General features: G+C 42.0%; 13 protein-coding genes and 2 rRNA genes (1 of these 15 cut by a window edge). 13 read left to right on the top strand and 2 right to left on the bottom strand.

What is annotated here, in order from left to right; all coding sequences use genetic code 11:
• From ACOOEY_RS07440 to ACOOEY_RS07405, 8 genes are all read left to right on the top strand, one after another.
• Positions 1 to 1,864: ribosomal RNA gene (locus ACOOEY_RS07440) — 23S ribosomal RNA — on the top strand; it begins 1,017 nt to the left of the window's first position.
• 85 nt (positions 1,865 to 1,949) lie between these two features.
• Positions 1,950 to 2,061, top strand: a 5S ribosomal RNA gene (gene rrf / locus ACOOEY_RS07435).
• 142 nt (positions 2,062 to 2,203) lie between these two features.
• Complete coding sequence (locus ACOOEY_RS07430; protein ID WP_420388039.1) at positions 2,204 to 4,216, top strand: BatA domain-containing protein; 2,013 nt, start codon at positions 2,204 to 2,206, stop codon at positions 4,214 to 4,216.
• Between the two features lies 1 nt (position 4,217).
• Entirely contained in the window at positions 4,218 to 5,483 is a 1,266-nt protein-coding gene (locus ACOOEY_RS07425) for a dihydroorotase (RefSeq protein ID WP_420388038.1), read from the top strand.
• A complete protein-coding gene (locus tag ACOOEY_RS07420) occupies positions 5,473 to 6,000 on the top strand; it encodes a DUF4199 domain-containing protein (protein WP_420388037.1) in 528 nt (175 codons plus the stop codon). Before ACOOEY_RS07425 ends, ACOOEY_RS07420 begins: the two co-directional genes overlap by 11 nt.
• A gap of 117 nt (positions 6,001 to 6,117) precedes the next feature.
• Complete coding sequence (locus ACOOEY_RS07415) at positions 6,118 to 6,627, top strand: DUF4199 domain-containing protein (protein WP_420388036.1); 510 nt, start codon at positions 6,118 to 6,120, stop codon at positions 6,625 to 6,627.
• Positions 6,608 to 7,588, top strand: coding sequence for a glycosyltransferase family 2 protein (locus tag ACOOEY_RS07410; protein WP_420388035.1), 981 nt, complete (start codon positions 6,608 to 6,610; stop codon positions 7,586 to 7,588). Before ACOOEY_RS07415 ends, ACOOEY_RS07410 begins: the two co-directional genes overlap by 20 nt.
• Positions 7,588 to 8,568, top strand: coding sequence for a glycosyltransferase (locus ACOOEY_RS07405; RefSeq protein ID WP_420388034.1), 981 nt, complete (start codon positions 7,588 to 7,590; stop codon positions 8,566 to 8,568). Before ACOOEY_RS07410 ends, ACOOEY_RS07405 begins: the two co-directional genes overlap by 1 nt.
• On the opposite strand, the gene ACOOEY_RS07400 is transcribed toward ACOOEY_RS07405, so the two are convergent.
• The gene (locus ACOOEY_RS07400) at positions 8,547 to 9,314 is read right to left on the bottom strand and encodes a methyltransferase domain-containing protein (RefSeq protein WP_420388033.1); all 768 of its coding nucleotides are present in this window, start codon (positions 9,312 to 9,314) and stop codon (positions 8,547 to 8,549) included. The genes ACOOEY_RS07405 and ACOOEY_RS07400 overlap by 22 nt on opposite strands.
• 331 nt (positions 9,315 to 9,645) lie before the next feature.
• Between ACOOEY_RS07400 and ACOOEY_RS07395 the strand changes: the two genes are divergently transcribed.
• The 3 genes from ACOOEY_RS07395 (at position 9,646) to ACOOEY_RS07385 (ending at position 14,072) form a co-directional block, all read left to right on the top strand.
• Positions 9,646 to 11,130, top strand: a complete 1,485-nt coding sequence (locus ACOOEY_RS07395) for an efflux RND transporter periplasmic adaptor subunit (protein ID WP_420388032.1) — start codon at positions 9,646 to 9,648, stop codon at positions 11,128 to 11,130.
• A gap of 18 nt (positions 11,131 to 11,148) precedes the next feature.
• On the top strand, positions 11,149 to 12,531 hold the full coding sequence (locus ACOOEY_RS07390) for an ABC transporter permease (protein WP_420388031.1): 1,383 nt from the start codon (positions 11,149 to 11,151) through the stop codon (positions 12,529 to 12,531).
• A 62-nt stretch (positions 12,532 to 12,593) separates the two neighbouring features.
• Complete coding sequence (locus ACOOEY_RS07385; protein WP_420388030.1) at positions 12,594 to 14,072, top strand: TolC family protein; 1,479 nt, start codon at positions 12,594 to 12,596, stop codon at positions 14,070 to 14,072.
• 60 nt (positions 14,073 to 14,132) lie between these two features.
• Here ACOOEY_RS07385 and purB read toward each other — a convergent pair whose 3' ends face one another.
• The gene (purB, locus tag ACOOEY_RS07380) at positions 14,133 to 15,476 is read right to left on the bottom strand and encodes an adenylosuccinate lyase (protein ID WP_420388029.1); all 1,344 of its coding nucleotides are present in this window, start codon (positions 15,474 to 15,476) and stop codon (positions 14,133 to 14,135) included.
• 16 nt (positions 15,477 to 15,492) lie between these two features.
• Between purB and ACOOEY_RS07375 the strand changes: the two genes are divergently transcribed.
• Both ACOOEY_RS07375 and egtB read left to right on the top strand, forming a co-directional pair.
• A complete protein-coding gene (locus ACOOEY_RS07375) occupies positions 15,493 to 16,743 on the top strand; it encodes an FAD-binding oxidoreductase (RefSeq protein ID WP_420388028.1) in 1,251 nt (416 codons plus the stop codon).
• 98 nt (positions 16,744 to 16,841) lie between these two features.
• Positions 16,842 to 18,116, top strand: a complete 1,275-nt coding sequence (egtB, locus tag ACOOEY_RS07370; protein ID WP_420388027.1) for an ergothioneine biosynthesis protein EgtB — start codon at positions 16,842 to 16,844, stop codon at positions 18,114 to 18,116.
• Position 18,117 lies beyond the last annotated feature (1 nt).

The raw sequence follows: 18,117 nt of genomic DNA, 5'->3' as shown, positions 1-18,117 counted from the left end.
CTTCAGCTAAGGTCCCTAAATCTATACTAAGTTGAACTAAGGCGGTTCAGTTGCTTAGACAGCCAGGATGTTGGCTTGGAAGCAGCCATTCATTTAAAGAGTGCGTAACAGCTCACTGGTCGAGCGACAGAGCATCGATGATGATCGGGCATCAAGTATAGTACCGAAGCTAAGGCAGTATTTAATACTGGGTAGGGGAGCATTCTATCTGCGGAGAAGCAGCCTGGTAATGGGCTGTGGAGCGTATAGAAAAGCAAATGTAGGCATAAGTAACGATAAGGCGGGTGAGAAACCCGCCCACCGATAGACTAAGGTTTCCTGATCAACGCTAATCGGATCAGGGTTAGTCGGGACCTAAGGCGAACCCGAAGGGGGTAGTCGATGGACAATTGGTTAATATTCCAATACTACCGTATACAGCGATGGGGTGACGGAGTAGTGAAAGGCCCGCGAACTGACGGAATAGTTCGTTAAAGGGAGTAGGTATTGGTTTGGTAGGCAAATCCGCCAGACTAGCTGAACCTGATAGTACCACAATGCTTCGGCAGCGTGGATAGTGGCCCTAATCAGACTTCCAAGAAAAACCTCTAAGTAATGTATATGGTACCCGTACCGTAAACCGACACAGGTAGTCAAGGAGAGAATCCTAAGGTGCTCGAGTGATCCGTGGCTAAGGAACTAGGCAAAATGGCCCTGTAACTTCGGGAGAAGGGGCGCCTCCTCATTTTCGGATGAGAGGCCGCAGTGAAAAGGCCCAGGCGACTGTTTAGCAAAAACACATGGCTTTGCGAAATCGAAAGATAAAGTATAAGGCCTGACACCTGCCCGGTGCTGGAAGGTTAAGGGGGGGCGTTATCGTAAGAGAAGCGCTGAACTGAAGCCCCAGTAAACGGCGGCCGTAACTATAACGGTCCTAAGGTAGCGAAATTCCTTGTCGGGTAAGTTCCGACCTGCACGAATGGTGTAACGATCTGGGCACTGTCTCAGCCACGAGCTCGGTGAAATTGTAGTAGCGGTGAAGATGCCGCTTACCCGCAACGGGACGAAAAGACCCCATGAACCTTTACTATAGCTTCACATTGGTATTGGGTAAATGATGTGTAGGATAGGCGGGAGACTATGAAGGCGTGTCGCTAGGCATGTTGGAGTCGTTGGTGAAATACCGCCCTTTATTTATCTGATGCCTAATCCCTGAATTGGGAGACAGTGTGTGGTGGGTAGTTTGACTGGGGTGGTCGCCTCCAAAAGAGTAACGGAGGCTTTCAAAGGTACCCTCAGCACGCTTGGTAACCGTGCGCAGAGTGCAATAGCATAAGGGTGCTTGACTGTGAGGCCTACAAGCCGATCAGGGTCGAAAGACGGATATAGTGATCCGGTGGTTCCGCATGGAAGGGCCATCGCTCAAAGGATAAAAGGTACTCTGGGGATAACAGGCTGATCTCCCCCAAGAGCTCACATCGACGGGGAGGTTTGGCACCTCGATGTCGGCTCGTCACATCCTGGGGCTGGAGAAGGTCCCAAGGGTTGGGCTGTTCGCCCATTAAAGTGGCACGCGAGCTGGGTTCAGAACGTCGTGAGACAGTTCGGTCTCTATCTGTTGTGGGCGTTGGAAGTTTGCGAGGACCTGACTTTAGTACGAGAGGACCGAGTTGGACTAACCGCTGGTGTACCAGTTGTGCCGCCAGGTGCATTGCTGGGTAGCTACGTTAGGAAGAGATAAGCGCTGAAAGCATCTAAGTGCGAAACTCACCTCAAGATGAGACTTCCTTTAAGGGGCGTTATAGATGATGACGTTGATAGGCTGCAGGTGTAAAGGCAGAAATGTCATAGCTGAGCAGTACTAATTACCCGAATACTTTCCGTTAGAGCCCCGGGTTTAATACCTGGGGCCCGTAAACCCTCTTGTGTGATACTCTTACAATTAATATGTCATAAAATATTTAAGATTTTATGGTGATTATAGCGGTGGGGTCCACCTCTTTCCATTCCGAACAGAGAAGTTAAGCCCACTGGCGCTGATGGTACTGCCTTTACCGGTGGGAGAGTAAGTAGTCGCCAACCTTATTTAACCAAAGGTCATCCCTCATAAGATGACCTTTTTGCGTTTATAATGGTTGATATTTCCCAATAGACCTAACTATTTGATAAGCGGAGTAATTTATTCCCTATTAGTGAAAAGAAATTTTTTAGCTTTCGTATTCACTTGGAGAACATATCCATGAGAGCTATTCTGAACATCATCACTTTCGCTAATCCTCAGATTCTATTTGGCCTATTGGCCATTTCAATTCCAGTAATTATTCACCTGTTTAATCTTAGAAGGGTTAAACGTGTTCAGTTCTCTAATACGGCATTGTTGAGGAGAATTAAAGAAGAAAGTTCGGCTAAAAGGAAACCGGTAGAATTGTTGATTCTGGCCTGCCGCATACTGGGAATCTCCCTATTAGTGTTGGCATTCGCCCAACCCCTGTTTAAAGATGAGGATAATAACCTTGAGTTGGGGAGTGAAGTATTGATCTACCTTGATAATTCTGAAAGTCTTTCTGCGCTGAGTGCTAATGGAGCTACTGGTTTTGATCAGTTAGTGAATGATGCCAATTCAATTGTTAACTCATATCCGGATGGCACTGTATTCCACTTTATTGAAAACGCATACTCCAATTCTGTTTCAGCCGATTATACCAAAGCATCTCTTCAGGAGTTACTAACCGAGATACAACAAGTAGGTGTAGACCGTAGTATGGAAGAGATTTCTAGTCGCATTAAAGGAAGTGGCTTTGAAGGTGATATCTACTACCTGTCAGATTTTCAGAATAAACGAGACTTTGGAGCTATCACGTCTGATTCGTTGAGTACACACTATATAGTTCCAGTAACTTCAGAGGATATATCGAATGTTTTTGTCGACACAGTCTATTTAGAGAACACCTTTTTATCAGGCACATTTGCTAACCTTTTAAAGGTCAGACTAAGAAGAAACTTCAGAGATAACGAAGTATTGAACCTCAAATTGATGGTAGACGACCAGCTTTTCTCAACAGCAGAATTGGATTTCGGAAATCAATTGGTGGCTGAACATCAATTTGAACTACAGGCGAATACCCCTGGCTTAGACCGTTTGGAACTTCAATTGGAAGATCCAACTCTGTCATTCGACAACAGTTTTTATGCATCGGTTAACCAACTCGATAGAGTCAGGGTTGTGGAAGTGTTTGAGGCCGGTACACCAACGTTTGTTAGAGCGCTGTTCGATGATAATGAGGTTTTTCAGTTCAATCGATTAGATTCAAGGTTTTTGGACAATGAAGTGATCACTTCGGCTAATTTTCTGGTCATTAACCAGGTGGCAGAACTTTCTAATCAGCTGGTGAATGTAGCCAGGAACCTGCTGGAGTCTGGCGGGACAGTAATGGTTATTCCGAATCAGTCCAGTAGCAATGCCGATTTGGCTAAGTTGGGTATTGTAACATCTTCCGGAGTAAATGAAAGGCTGGAACTGTCTCAGCCGAATTTTGAAAACCCTTTGTTTCAGGGGGTCTTTGAAGATGAAAATGAAAACATAGAAATGCCTGAGGCCACTATCAGTTTTAGATTGCTGAATAGTGAGTTGGATTATCTTCAATTCAGGAATGGGAGAAGCTTTCTTTCCAAAGTCAATACGCCCGGAAACCTGCTGTTTTATTCTTCAGCATTTGATGAAGCTTATACCTCATATACCAACCATGCTCTTTTTGTGCCAGTGATGTACAAACTAGCACTAGGCAGCAAAGCAAACCTGTCAAATCTATATTATTATACAGACAGTGAAACGCTCTTTTACCCCGTTGATAATTTGCAGGCTAATAGTATTTTTAGGTTGAGTGCCCCCTCTGGAGATTTAACACCCGACCAACGAATGGATGCTGATCAGCTGATTCTGGAAATTCCGAAGGATGTTATTCAACAAGGACAATATAGTCTGATGTCTGAAGACCGCGAGTTGGGTACACTATCATTCAATATTCCAAAGGCAGAATCCGATCTGAAACAGCTAGATCAGCAAGTGCTTCAAGACTTAAATAATCTCAACCATGTAGCTGTTATTCAGCCGGAAACCCAGGGTGATGTAGCCAGATTTTTGGAAGCAGGTGTAGCAGGTATCCCACTTTGGAAATATGCTTTGTTGGCGGCACTGTTTTTTCTTTTTGTGGAAATAATTTTAATCCGATATTTGTAGCATGGAGTTTCTAATCCGATCTGCTCAAATCATAGACCAATCATCTCCCCTTCACTTATCAAAAAAAGACATATTAATCTCTAACGGAATCATCGCTAAAATTGATGATCAGATTGATTTTGATGGTGAAGTAGTCAGTGCCAACAACCTGATGGTGTCAGTAGGTTGGTTCGATATGAGAGCCCTTTATCAGGACCCTGGTAATGAACATAAGGAAGATCTTGAGTCAGGTTGTGCAGTGGCCGCTGCAGGTGGATTTACTGATGTGGTTTTACTACCCAATACACAACCAGTAAACAGTACCAAAAATGCTATTTCATATTATCTGAAATGGAATAAGGGATCTACAGTTCAACTGCACCCAATGGCTGCGGTGACTTTGGGCTGTGAAGGAAAGGAACTTACAGAGATGATTGATCTTCATACCGCAGGAGCAGTAGCGTTTGGTGATGGATTAAAGCCTATATGGCATACAGATATTATGCTAAAAGGGCTTCAGTACCTGCAAAAGTTCGATGGCCTGCTAATCAACAAACCCGAAGATGAAATGCTGACGGCCTTTGGTCACATGAATGAAGGAAAGGCCAGTACATTGATGGGCTTAAAGGGTATGCCCACTTTGGCAGAGTCTGTTATGATTGAAAGAGATTTGAAACTGCTGGAATATGCTGGTGGTAAACTCCACTTTTCAATGGTCTCTTCAAAGGAAAGTATTGAACTGATCAGAGCTGCAAAGGAAAGAGGACTGAAGGTTACTTGCGATACAGGAATTAACTACCTCAGGTTTGTAGATGAAGATTTGTCAGACTACGACACTAACCTAAAAGTAAACCCGCCCTACAGAACAGAATCAGATAGAGCTGCTTTAATAGCCGCTGTTGAAGATGGTACGATAGATTGCCTGGTTTCAGACCATATTCCTCACGATGAAGAGAGTAAGAAACTGGAGTTTGATTTGGCTGATTTCGGTTCCAGCAATCAACAAACTTTCTATAGTGTGTTATTTGAAGTGTTTGGAGAGAAAGCAATTGATTATCTGCCATTGGTCACTTCTCATCCAAGAAACTTACTGAAACAAGAAACTCCTGCAATTCAGGAAGGAGCTGAAGCTTGTATCACTATTTTTAATCATGAGGAGTGGACGTTTGGACCAAAAGCGAATTTATCTAAGTCAGTAGCTTCCCCTTTACTGGGTAAAAAACTAAGTGGAAAAGTGATTGGTATTGTAAACCAGGGACAGCTTATTTTAAATCGATATGAAGATTAGGCCTGTTATTCCACGTATTGGGATGCAATACGGTGCAGTAGGAGGCGTCATGCTAATGCTGGCCTTCGTTGTTTTTCATTACATAGGTATCCCCGGATGGAGCTTAATTACGCTGATCATATCTGTAGTTGTTGTTGGCTTCTTTTCGTTTCTTCCAATCAAAGAATTCAAGAAGTATCATAATGGAGGTGAACTGAGATTCTATCATGGTATGTCTATCGCCTTTATGAGCTTTGTAACAATGGCACTGGTATTCACGCTGCTTTATATACTGTTTATCAATGTCATTGAACCATCATATCTTCAGGATAAACTAGAATTCCAGAGAGAGTTGGTCATTTCTCAAAAGCAACAATGGATCGATCAGTTTGGAGAGGAGAGTTACAATTCCCGAATTGAAGGGCTCAAAGAGATTTCTATGTTCGATGATATCTGGAGCGAATTTGTCAAGAGGGTGCTCATTGGGTTCTTTCTGGCCCCTATCTTCTCTATCATTCTTAGAACTCACAAGGGCTGATTTCTACGCTGATCGGCCATATATTTCGCTCAAGTAAAAGTCTGCTGTTTTTGAGGTCGAATAGGTAAACTTGTTAGAAATAAGTATTTTTCAAGTATTCAACCTTAATTAGAAACAATGGAAGAGCAAATAACCACCGGCCAGGTTGCCAAAAAATGGGGCCTCATTTATGGATTAATCACAACAGTAGCAGCTTTAGTACCTCTTTTTCTCGAAAAGCAGTTCAGCTGGATGATGCTTGTATTTATTGCTGTAGCAATTTTCTGTTATGCTATGGCAACAAAGGAATTCAAAACCGCCAATGGAGGCTACATGAGTTTTGGAGAAGGATTTAGAATTTCCATGATTGCTGCACTCATTGCAGGTGTAGTGAGAAATGTAATTAACTATGTATATGTGAAATTCATTGATCCTGAAGTAGTTGATAGAATGCAACAAGCCATGCAGGATACATGGAGGCAACAAGGAATGTCGGAGCAAGAAATAGAACAGGCTCAAAGATTTACTGCAGGTTTTACAAACCCAGAGTTTGGTTTAATAGTTGGGATCATTGTAGTTTTGCTCGGTGGCTTGATCTGGGGATCAATTGTTTCAGCCATCAACAAAAATGAACAAGAAGAATTCTAGTTTGATCAACATTTCAATTGTTATACCACTCTTCAATGAAGAAGAGTCACTTCCGGAATTAATAGAATGGATAAGCCGTGTGAATAACTCACATGGCTTTTCTTATGAAATCATCCTGGTAGATGATGGCAGTACAGATAACTCCTGGAAGGTTATAGAAGAACTACAGGCTCAACACCCCATAAAGGGTATTCGTTTCAGTCGTAACTACGGCAAGTCTGCAGCATTAAATACAGGTTTCAGACATACACAGGGGGAAGTGGTCATTACTATGGATGCCGACTTACAGGATAGCCCTGATGAAATCCCTGAGCTATATCGAATGATTAAAGAGGGGAACCATATGGTATCAGGTTGGAAAAAGACAAGACATGATCCAATTACTAAAACCATCCCATCTAAGTTTTTCAATAGAGTCACACGCATTATTTCCGGAATTAAGCTGCATGATTTCAATTGTGGCTTAAAGGCATATGATCAAAAGCTGGTTAAAACGCTTGAGATTTATGGTGAGATGCATCGGTATATTCCGGTCATAGCCAAAAGAAACGGGTTTACTAAAATTAGTGAAAAGGTAGTGGAGCACAGAGCCAGAAAATATGGCAAGACCAAGTTTGGACTGGAACGCTTCATTTATGGCTTCCTCGATTTACTCTCTATCTCCTTTGTCAGCAAATATAAGAAGCGCCCTATGCACTTCTTTGGCAGCCTCGGCTCACTTTCATTTCTTGCCGGGTTTGTCATGGTACTTTGGATCATCTGGGAAAAGATGAGAGCCATCTATATTCTCAAATCATCAGAGTATAGAGATGTTGTAGAGCAGCCTTTGTTCTTTTTAGCGTTGACGGCTATTATTATCGGAGTTCAATTGTTTTTGGCCGGATTTATCGGGGAGATGATGGTTATGAATAATTCCCGTAAGAATGATTACATCATTGAGCAAACTGTAGGAATTGAATAATGCGGTTCTATTCAGTAGTTGTACCGGTATACAACAGACCTCAGGAAGTAGAAGAGTTACTTCAGTCTCTTACATTACAGACATTTACCGGGTTTGAAGTCATTATTGTTGAAGATGGCTCTACCAATACCTGCGCTGATATTGTAGGCAAATACAAAGCTTTGCTGGACATCAGTTATTATTTCAAGGAGAATTCCGGGCAGGGATTTACCCGTAACTATGGATTTGAAAGGGCGAAGGGCGACTATATACTGGTCTTCGATTCCGATTGTATTATACCATCACATTACTTTCAAAGTGTAGATGATTTTTTAAAGGAGCATACTGTAGATGCTTTTGGAGGTCCGGATAGGGCACACCCCGATTTTAATTCCTTACAAAAGGCCATCAGCTATTCCATGACCTCACCACTAACTACCGGTGGTATTAGGGGGAATAAAAAGCACGTGGGTAAGTTTCACCCCAGGAGTTTCAATATGGGGATATCAAAAAAGGTATTTGAGCAAACGAAAGGTTACAAGATTACCCGCATGGGAGAAGATATCGAATTCAGTATACGGATACTGAAGGAAGGTTTTAAAACAGCTCTTATTCCTGATGCCTTTGTTTATCATAAAAGGCGAACGAGCCTCAGCCAACTCTACAAACAGCTGCACTTTTTTGGACGTGCCCGTATCAATGTGAACAGATTTTGGCCGGGAGAAATCAAGTTAGTGCATTTACTTCCCCTCTTTTTCGTTTTAGGCCTGGTTGTTTGGTTTGCTTTCTATTGGTTATACCTACCCGTTTTCAAACTGGGAGCAGTTCTTCTGATTGCCTATTTTGTCAGCATACTCTTTCACAGTACAGTAAAGAATAAAAGCCTGAGAGTAGGTGTGTTAAGCATTGTCAGCTCTTTTATGCAGCTTTTTGGCTACGGTGTAGGAATGATTGCTGAAGTGATTAAACCACGTGGGAATCAGTTTTTCGCACAGAAATAAATGATCTCATTAGCCGGTAAGGCATAGCGCTTTACCGTAGCTTCCGGTAACTCCATTACATAACGATCTTCAGTCACTGTAAAACCAGCCTTTTCCAAGCGCTTGCCATAGTCCATACCAAACAATCGAACATGGTCCGACTGCCAGTAAACCCTTTCCCTTTCTTTGGGGTCGGTAATGCTTGGGTCTTCTAAAGTTTCCTCACGGCTGTAATCCTGCGGAGATTGAATGATAGCCCATCCGCCAGGTTTAAGTACTCTGTGAATCTCCGACATGGCCTTAATGTCATTATCTACATGTTCCATTACATGATTGCAGAAAACCACATCGAAAGTCTCGTCCTCAAAGGGAATTTCATGCACGTCCATTTTTACATCAGCCAGAGGAGATTCGAGGTCAGCTGTGGTATAGTCGAGATTCTCCATAGACTTGAACTTCTTAATGAAGCATAGTTCAGGGGCAATGTGTAACAGCTTGTGTGGCTCAGTGAAGAAATTGGTCTTATCCTTAAGGTACAGCCACATCAGTCTGTGTCTCTCCAGTGATAGTGAATCAGGACAAAGCGCATTAGGCCTTGGGTTCAGGCGACCATAGGGTAGGAACTTCCTGTAGCTGATTTCACAGATAGGGCACTCCACATTGTTGCCTCTCATGAAAATGCTGATAACCCGCAAAAAATAATGGCTTACATACTGTAAATATTTACGGGGAACGTACCGAAGTGCTAAACTTATGATTCTCTTCATTGTCTAAGTTTCGACAAAGATAGAAATCAATATAGATCAGGGAGTGCCATCCAAACAGAGATGAACCGAATTATGAGGAATATTTACCGCTCTTATAAATGGAAACTTTTTCATTAAACCATTAAACCCTCTCAATCATCTAAAAAACAAAGGTTTAAGACACCAGGGCTTACGAACAAATAATATCCAGACAGGTTAAAAGATAAGTCCGTTAAACAGATAAAAACCTCATTAACTAATTATTTCAGAGGTACTAAAGTTTTTTAGGTGGATTAAATCGAACTAAGAATAAACATAATTTCGCGAACGAATTTAGAATAGGCAAAAAGTCATGAAGAAAAAATTGATCATTTTCGGTGTTGTTGTCACCGTTGTTATTGTAGCGGCCATGTTCCTGAATCCTTCAACTGTTGAAGAAGGCCCTGCATTGTTTACCACTGCAGAGCGTGGTGAGTTTACCGTAGAGGTTACTACTACCGGTGAGCTTTCAGCAGAAAGGTCTACAAAAATTATGGGACCGGTTAACGCCAGAGAATATGGTATCAGACAAATTACTGTTCAGAGACTGGTAGAAGAAGGTACTCAGGTAAAAGAAGGTGATTTCGTAGCCCAGCTAGACCCAAGTGAGCTTTATGATAAGATCCAGCAGGAAAAAGATCAGTTGGATGCTCAGATCGCTGAATATGAGAACGCTAAGATTGATACAGCGCTTACCTTAAGAGGAGAAAGAGATAAACTAATCAACCTCGATTATCAGATTGAAGAAAAGAACCTTCAATTGGAGCAGTCTCAGTATGAGCCACCAGCCACCATCAAGAAATACCAGAATGAACTTGAGAAGCTGAAGAGAGATAAGGAAAGAGCTATTGAAGAATATCAGCTGAAAATCGAGCAGGCTAAAGCTAAAATGATCGAAGAGACTTCTGATTTAAGAAGAAGACAAAGCAGATATGACAACATGCAGGAAGTTTTAGAAGACTTCACGATCATGGCACCCCAGGCGGGAATGGTAATTTACACCAAGTCTGGAAGCGAGAGAATCGTTGAAGGTTCTCAGATTCAGGTTTGGATGCCGGAAGTAGCCGAGTTACCAGACCTTTCAAGCATGATTTCTACTACCTACATCAACGAGGTAGATATCAGAAAAGTAAAAGTAGGTCAGCCTGTAGAAATCGGTTTGGATGCTTTCCCTGAGAAAAAATTAACTGGTAGAGTTACGCGTGTAGCTCGCGTAGGTCAGCAGAACCCGAACTCAGATGCTAAGGTATTCGAAGTAATTGCCAGAGTAAATGAAAGAGATGGTGATTTAAGACCTGCGATGACAACCAGTAACGTAATCATCACTCAAAAGCTGGAAGACGTAGTTTATGTTCCATTGGAGTGTTTGAATGTTTACAACGATTCAATCAACTATGTCATCAAGAAGAACGGAACACTTCAGGAAGTACTGGTAGGTATGACTAACAGTAATGAAGCCGTAATTGAATCTGGTGTTGAAGAAGGAGATATTTTGTATCTGTCAAGACCTGAGAGTGCTGAAGGAAAAGAGCCTAAATTGTTGCCTGAACTGGATGGTAAGAGAAATCAGAAATACGAGATAGCACCAGAAACTCCATTGAATGATGATTCTAAGTGGGTTTTACCTAATGGAGAGCCAATGTCGCCAGAAATGATTCAAAGACTGAAAGACAGAGGTATCACTGATCCTTCTCAGCTTCAGAATATGATGAATGGCCGTGGTGGCAGAAGTGGTGGTCAGAGACCTTCAACTGAAAGAAGTGGAGCCGAAAGGTCAGGTCAACCAAGCAGCAAATAATCGTAAGAACCTCTGATTATGAAAATCAATAAGAAGAGCTTAATGTCCAATTTCTATATTGCCCTGGAGGCGGTATTGGCGAATCAGGTGAGATCATTGCTCACTGCGCTCGGTATCATCTTCGGTGTGGCGGCTGTAATCGCCATGTTGGCCATAGGAAATGGGGCGCAGAATGAAATTCTGGAGCAGATCGAGCTGGTTGGTGTGAACAATATCATTGTTCAGCCTAACATTGAGCAGGTGGAGCAAACAATTGGAGGCGATAGCGAGGAAGAGGAAGGTAAAAAATTCTCTCCCGGGCTGAAGCTTCTCGATGTTGAGAATATCAAAAGTACTATTCCAGGCGTTCAGCGTATCAGTCCTGAGATTTTGCTTGAGACCTATATCATCAAAAATGGTATCAGAAGAAGTTCCAAGCTGGTTGGTGTTGAACCTGCCTATTTCGAAGTAGCCAACTTTGAATTGTTAGATGGCGAAATGTTCAACGATAAGCAGCTTGAGCTGGGAATGCCGGTTTGTATCATTGGAAAAGGTATTGCCTCTAAATTTTTCCCTCGTGAAAACCCGATTGGTCAGAAAATTAAAGTAGGTAACCAGTGGTTGGAAGTAATTGGTGTCTTGAAAGAAAGGTATATCTCAGAGAAAGCAATTTCTAACCTGGGAATCCGTGACTATAACATGGATGTTTACACACCAATCCAATCAGTACTTATTCGCTATGTAAACCGGGATTTGGTAACTGGTTCTGGTTTGAGAAAGAGCTTTGGTGGTGGTATCAGCATCTTTGGTGGCTTTAGAGGTATGATTTCTTTCTCTGGTGCTCAGCAGGAAGAAAGTAAACCAACAAACTACCACCAGATTGACCGGTTGGTGGTTCAGGTGGCAGAGTCTGATAAATTGAGCCCCACAGCAGATGTGATGGCCAGAATGCTGGAAAGAAGACACTATGGAGTGGTAGACTTCGAGATTACCATTCCGGAACTACTTTTGAAACAACAACAAAGAACTCAGAATATATTCAATATAGTACTTGCCGCTATCGCAGCCATCTCTCTATTGGTTGGTGGCATTGGTATCATGAATATTATGCTGGCTTCGGTAATGGAACGTATCAAAGAGATTGGTCTAAGACTATCAATTGGTGCAAAATCTTCAGATATTGTTATGCAATTTTTGTTTGAAGCTGTAATGATTTCAATTACCGGAGGTATAGTAGGTGTAATATTGGGAATAGGACTCGCCTATGCTGTCTCTAGTCTTGCTGATTTCCCTACATCCATTAGCCCGGTGTCTATCGTGATATCATTTGGAGTAGCTGCAACAGTAGGATTAATCTTTGGAATTACACCGGCAAGAAGAGCAGCCAGTCAGGATCCTATTACCTCATTAAGACACGAATAAACAACTTTTAAGATATGAAGAAGGTCATCTATTTAATTCTAGCACTTTGTTGCTTAACGGGAGTGTCATTATCCCAAGAAGTAAAAGTACTTACGCTGGAAGAAACTATCCGTTTGGCTAAAGCCAACTCAAGAAGTGCCAAGAGAGCCGAAACCTTTAGAACATTGGGGTACTGGAGTTATCAGGTATACAAGTCGCAGCTGAGGCCTCAATTGTTGCTAGATGGTACATTACCAGATTACTTTGACAGGTCGACTCCCATTACTCAGCCTGATGGTACGGTACAATTTAGAAATGTAAACCAGAATTCGGCTCAGTTGAGCTTGGGTTTACAACAGGTATTACCATGGACTAATACCACGGTCTCATTCCAGACAAATCTTGCACGTTTTGATAATTATGCCATACCGAAGGATGATCTTGATAGAACATTATATCAAGGAGACCCGGTTAGCATTTCCTTAAGACAACCTTTGTTCAATGTAAACCCTTTCAAATGGGATAGACAGACCCAACCGATAGAGTATGAGCAGTCTAAAAGAAACTATGTTCAAAACATGGAGCAGACTGCTCAAACAGCATCAAGACTTTTCTTTGAACTACTTGTACAGCAGAAGAACCTTGAGATTGAATTGCAAAACGAGCAGTCAAACGATACAATCTACAGAATTGAGCAAGGTCGTTACAATATTGGAACCTCTACCGAAGACCAGTTACTTCAAACTGAATTAAACCTTTTGACTGCAACAAGTAATGCTCAACAGGCCAGACTTGATGTTCAATCAAAATCACTTGAATTAAGAACTTTTATCGGTTTAACTGACGATGTAACTCTGGAACTGGTTCCTCCATCTGAAGTACCCAATTTCAATATTGAGGCAAGTGAGGCACTGAGGTATGCAAAGGAGAACAGAGCCGAGTACCTTGACTTTCAGTTGGATAGATTAAATGCCGAAAGACAAGTAGCAGAGGCAAGGGCCAGAAGATTTAGTGCTGACTTAATAGCAACATTTGGTTACAATAGTGCTCAGGTTACGGATATCGGAGGTATTTATGATAACAACAATGTGGCAGCAGGTTCAAGGGTTAACCTTAGTTTTACTCTTCCAATTCTGGATGGTAGTAGAAACAAGGCACGTATGAACCAGGCAAGAGAAAACCTGAAATTAACTCAGTTCCAGATAGATCAGGATATGGTGAATTTTGAGCAGGAAATATCTAACGCTGTAAGGAATTTCGATCAGATCAGAAGCCAGATTGATATTGCAGCGAAGAGACAGGAGATTGCGCTCAAGGGTTTTGAAATTACCAATGGTAGATACCTGGCAGGTAAAGTGGGTATTCTTGAGTTGAACAACGCTCGTGAAACAAAGGATGCTGCCGTGAGAAACTACATCAGTGCGCTGCAGCAGTATTGGGTAGCATACTATGAATTAAGAACATTGACATTGTATGACTTTGAGAACAGAGAGTTACTTTACAATCCATTGTTGGAGTATGATCCGAAAACCGACTCTGTTATAGAAGTTCAGCAAAAATAACTCGCGAAGTAGACTTATGTCTATTCAAAAGCCTCTCGGTTTATCCGGGAGGCTTTTTCATTACATGCCTGTATAGTTGAATGGAGTGATCTGGCTTAACTCTGCTTTGATCTCATCACTTACATTAAGAGTTTGAATAAACTCTCTGATCGTATCTTCAGTAATCTTGGAATTGGTTCTGGTAAGACCTTTCAGTGCCTCATAAGGCTTTGGATAGGCTTCTCTTCTCAAGATAGTCTGAATGGCTTCAGCCACTACTGCCCAGTTATCTTCCAGGTCCGCATTAATAGCTTGTTGGTTAAGCTCTAACTTATTGATTCCCTTGATAAGAGACTTAAGACCAATTAAAGTATGTCCCAATGGTACACCAATGTTTCTTAATACTGTTGAATCAGTTAGGTCTCTTTGAAGTCTTGAGATGGGTAGTTTAGCAGAAAGGTGCTCAAAGATAGCATTAGCAATTCCAAAGTTACCTTCAGCATTTTCGAAATCTATCGGGTTCACTTTGTGAGGCATCGCTGATGATCCTACTTCTCCGTCTTTTATTTTCTGCTTGAAATAATTCATGGACACATACTGCCAGATGTCTCTTGAGAAGTCTATAAGTATGGTATTGATCCTCTTTAATGCATCGAATAAAGCGGCAAGATGATCATAGTGCTCTATCTGAGTAGTGGGGTGACTACGGTGAAGTCCCAGATAGTCTTTCACGAAATCATTACCGAACTCTATCCAGTCATTGTCAGGATAGGCTACGTGGTGAGCATTGAAGTTACCTGTGGCACCACCAAATTTGGCAGCGAATGGAATATCTCCTAAATAGACCAATTGCTCATCTACCCGTGTGGAGAATACTTCCATCTCTTTACCCAGACGGGTAGGAGAGGCGGGTTGCCCATGTGTTTTGGCTAACATGGAAATGTCTTTCCATTGATCCGCCATTTGCTTGATGAGGTTGTTTACCTCAAGAAAAGCAGGCTCAATCACTTCATGAAGTCCTCTTTTCAGTGAAAGTGGTACAGAGGTATTGTTAATATCCTGAGAAGTCAGTCCAAAGTGGATGAACTCTTTTACATCTTCTAAGCCCAACTGATCAAACTTTTCTTTCAAAAAGTACTCAACTGCCTTCACATCATGGTTGGTCGTTTTTTCGATTTCCTTGATGCCCTGAGCATCTTCCAGAGAAAAATTGCGATAGATATCTCTCAGACCTTCGAAAACAGATGTCTCTACTGAGCTTAATTGCGGCAATGGCATTTCGCACAATGCTATAAAGTATTCTACCTCTACTTCTACTCTGTATTTGATCAGGGCAAACTCAGAATAGTAGGCTGCTAAATCAGCGGTTACTCTTCTGTATCTGCCGTCTACCGGTGAAATGCCTGTTAAGCTGCTTAATTCCATGAAAAGCGATTGTTTTTTGGGAAAGCGCAAAGATAAGAAATCCCGATTCCACCACCTCAACATTCATGGTCAATGTGTTGGTAATTACTTCGTTTCTAAGACGATTGTCCTTACTTTTGCCTGCTCTGATGAAACCCTTTCTAAATCATTTGGTTGGAAAGAAGAAATAAAGAAAGTTATGGCATTTGGGTTATTCAAAAAGAAGAAAAAGGTAGAGAAGCAGAATACAGGCATAATAAGCCTTAAAGTGAAGGAGGTAGTGAGGGAAACCACAGACGCTGTGTCTATTCATTTTGAGCATCCTGAATCAGAAAGGATTGAATATAAAGCAGGTCAATTCTTTACCTTGATAGTGAACGTTGATGGAAAGGAAGAAAGAAGGGCTTATTCCGTTTGTTCATCCCCATTTACAGATTCCAATCCTACAGTCGCTGTGAAGCGGGTTGAAGGGGGGAAAGTTTCCAACTATCTCAATAATCAGTTGAAGGCAGGTGATGAAATCAAAGTCATTCCACCACTGGGTAATTTTACCACAGAGTTTTCATCAGCCAATGCAAGAAACATAGTTCTGATTGGTGGAGGTAGTGGTATTACACCTATGATGTCTATCGCTAAATCAGCATTGGACCAGGAGCCAGACTCTAAGGTGACCTTGCTATATGCCAACAGAGATGCTGACTCGATTATCTTCAAGAAGCAGTTAGAGATGCTGGCATCAGAGTATAGCAATTTTGAGATAGTTCATGTGCTGGAAAATAATAACCAAAGCTATGGCCAGTTCGAAGGATACCTGACTCAATCAATTGTTCAGCAGGTTAAGGAAAAGATCAACGATGCCTCGGCTGAGTACTTTATCTGTGGTCCGGGCCCTATGATGGATATCGCTATTAATTCCCTTAAAAATCTTGGGGTAGCTGAAAATCTGATCAGAAAGGAAAGCTTTACTACTGACTCAGCCGCTTCTGCTCCTGCAGAGGGAGAGGAAGAAATTATTACCAGAGAAGTAACTGTGATTCTCGATGGTGAAGAACATAAGTATGAGGTAGAGCCCAATGAGAGCATTCTTGAAAAAGGGCTTGATCAAATGATTGATTTACCATTTTCTTGTCAAAGTGGGCTTTGTACAGCATGTCGGGGAAAGTGTCTGTCAGGAAAAGTGAAGATGGATGAGAGCGAAGGACTTTCTCAGGCTGAGCTCGATGAAGGCTATGTTTTGCCATGTGTTAGTCACCCGTTGACTGATGATGTGGTGATTGAGATTGGCTAATGTCAGCTGGATTTCCAAAGCCTAAGTCTTCGGAATAATTTGAGAAAAGGCGAAACTATTGATTTTGCGATTGTGTTGAACATTCGTTAAATCACATTATGGATATTTCCACGGTCGCCATCAATCAATCCCAGCAAAAACTCATTGAGCGGTTTACAGAAGTAAGAAATCTCACCCTCGAGATCTGCGAACCCCTTCAGCCAGAAGACTTTGTAGTGCAGCCGGTGGTTGATGTGAGCCCACCCAAATGGCACCTGGCCCATACCACCTGGTTTTTCGAAACTTTTATTCTTAAGCAGGATGTGGCAGACTACCGTCTCTTCGATGATGACTATCCATTTCTTTTCAATAGCTATTATGAAAATGAAGGGGAAAGATGGATCAGGGCCGAGAGAGGAGTGTTGAGTCGTCCATGGGTGAAAGAAATTATGGCTTATCGGAATTATGTGGATGAACACATGATTCAGTTCCTCAAAAACAATGAGCTCTCGGAAGAGCAACTTAATGTATTTGAAATTGGCCTTAATCATGAACAGCAGCATCAGGAGCTGTTGGTTTATGATATTAAGCACATTCTGGGCATCAATCCACTTTATCCGGTTTATAAGAGCGCTAAGGTTATGGATTATCAGCCTGATTTGGAAACAAGGTGGCTTGATGTAAAAGCCGGTCTTTATGAGGTAGGCTTTAGAGGACCTGAGTTTCACTTCGATAATGAAGAAGGTCAGCATAAGGTATATGTGGAGGCTTTTCAGATTCAGGACAGAATGGTGACTAATGGTGAGTTTCTGGAGTTTGTTGAAGATGGAGGATACCAAAACTTTAACCACTGGCTGATGGAAGGCCATGAATGGGTAAAGAAGGAAAATATCAGAGCACCGTTTTACTGGATTAAGGAACAAGGAGAGTGGTATTACTTTACACTGGCAGGAAAGGAGAAGTTGAATCCGGACGAACCTGTTACGCATATTAGTTTCTATGAGGCCGATGCTTTTGCCAAGTGGAAAGGCATGAGACTACCCACTGAGTTTGAATGGGAAGTGGCTTGCAAACAATTCGTGCCAGAGATTCCGTTGTCTGCCAACCTGATGGACAAGCGAAATTTCAGAACCATGCCACGTCAGGAAGGTAATCTTCAGTTTTATGGTGATGGATGGGAATGGACCAATTCTGCTTATTTGCCTTATCCTCATTATCAGAAGGTAGATGGTGCCTTAGGCGAATACAATGGGAAGTTCATGATTAACCAGATGGTGTTGCGGGGAGGGTCGTTCGCAACTATGTCGGACCATATCAGGCCTACTTACAGGAATTTTTTCCACCCGAATTTGCGTTGGCACTTTACGGGTTTCAGATTAGCACAATTCACCTAAC

Origin of the sequence: Roseivirga sp. (assembly GCF_965216855.1) — a bacterium.
Lineage (GTDB): Bacteria > Bacteroidota > Bacteroidia > Cytophagales > Cyclobacteriaceae > Roseivirga.
The sequence above is the reverse complement of the archived record's forward strand: the minus strand, read 5'-3'. Positions and strand labels throughout refer to the sequence as shown.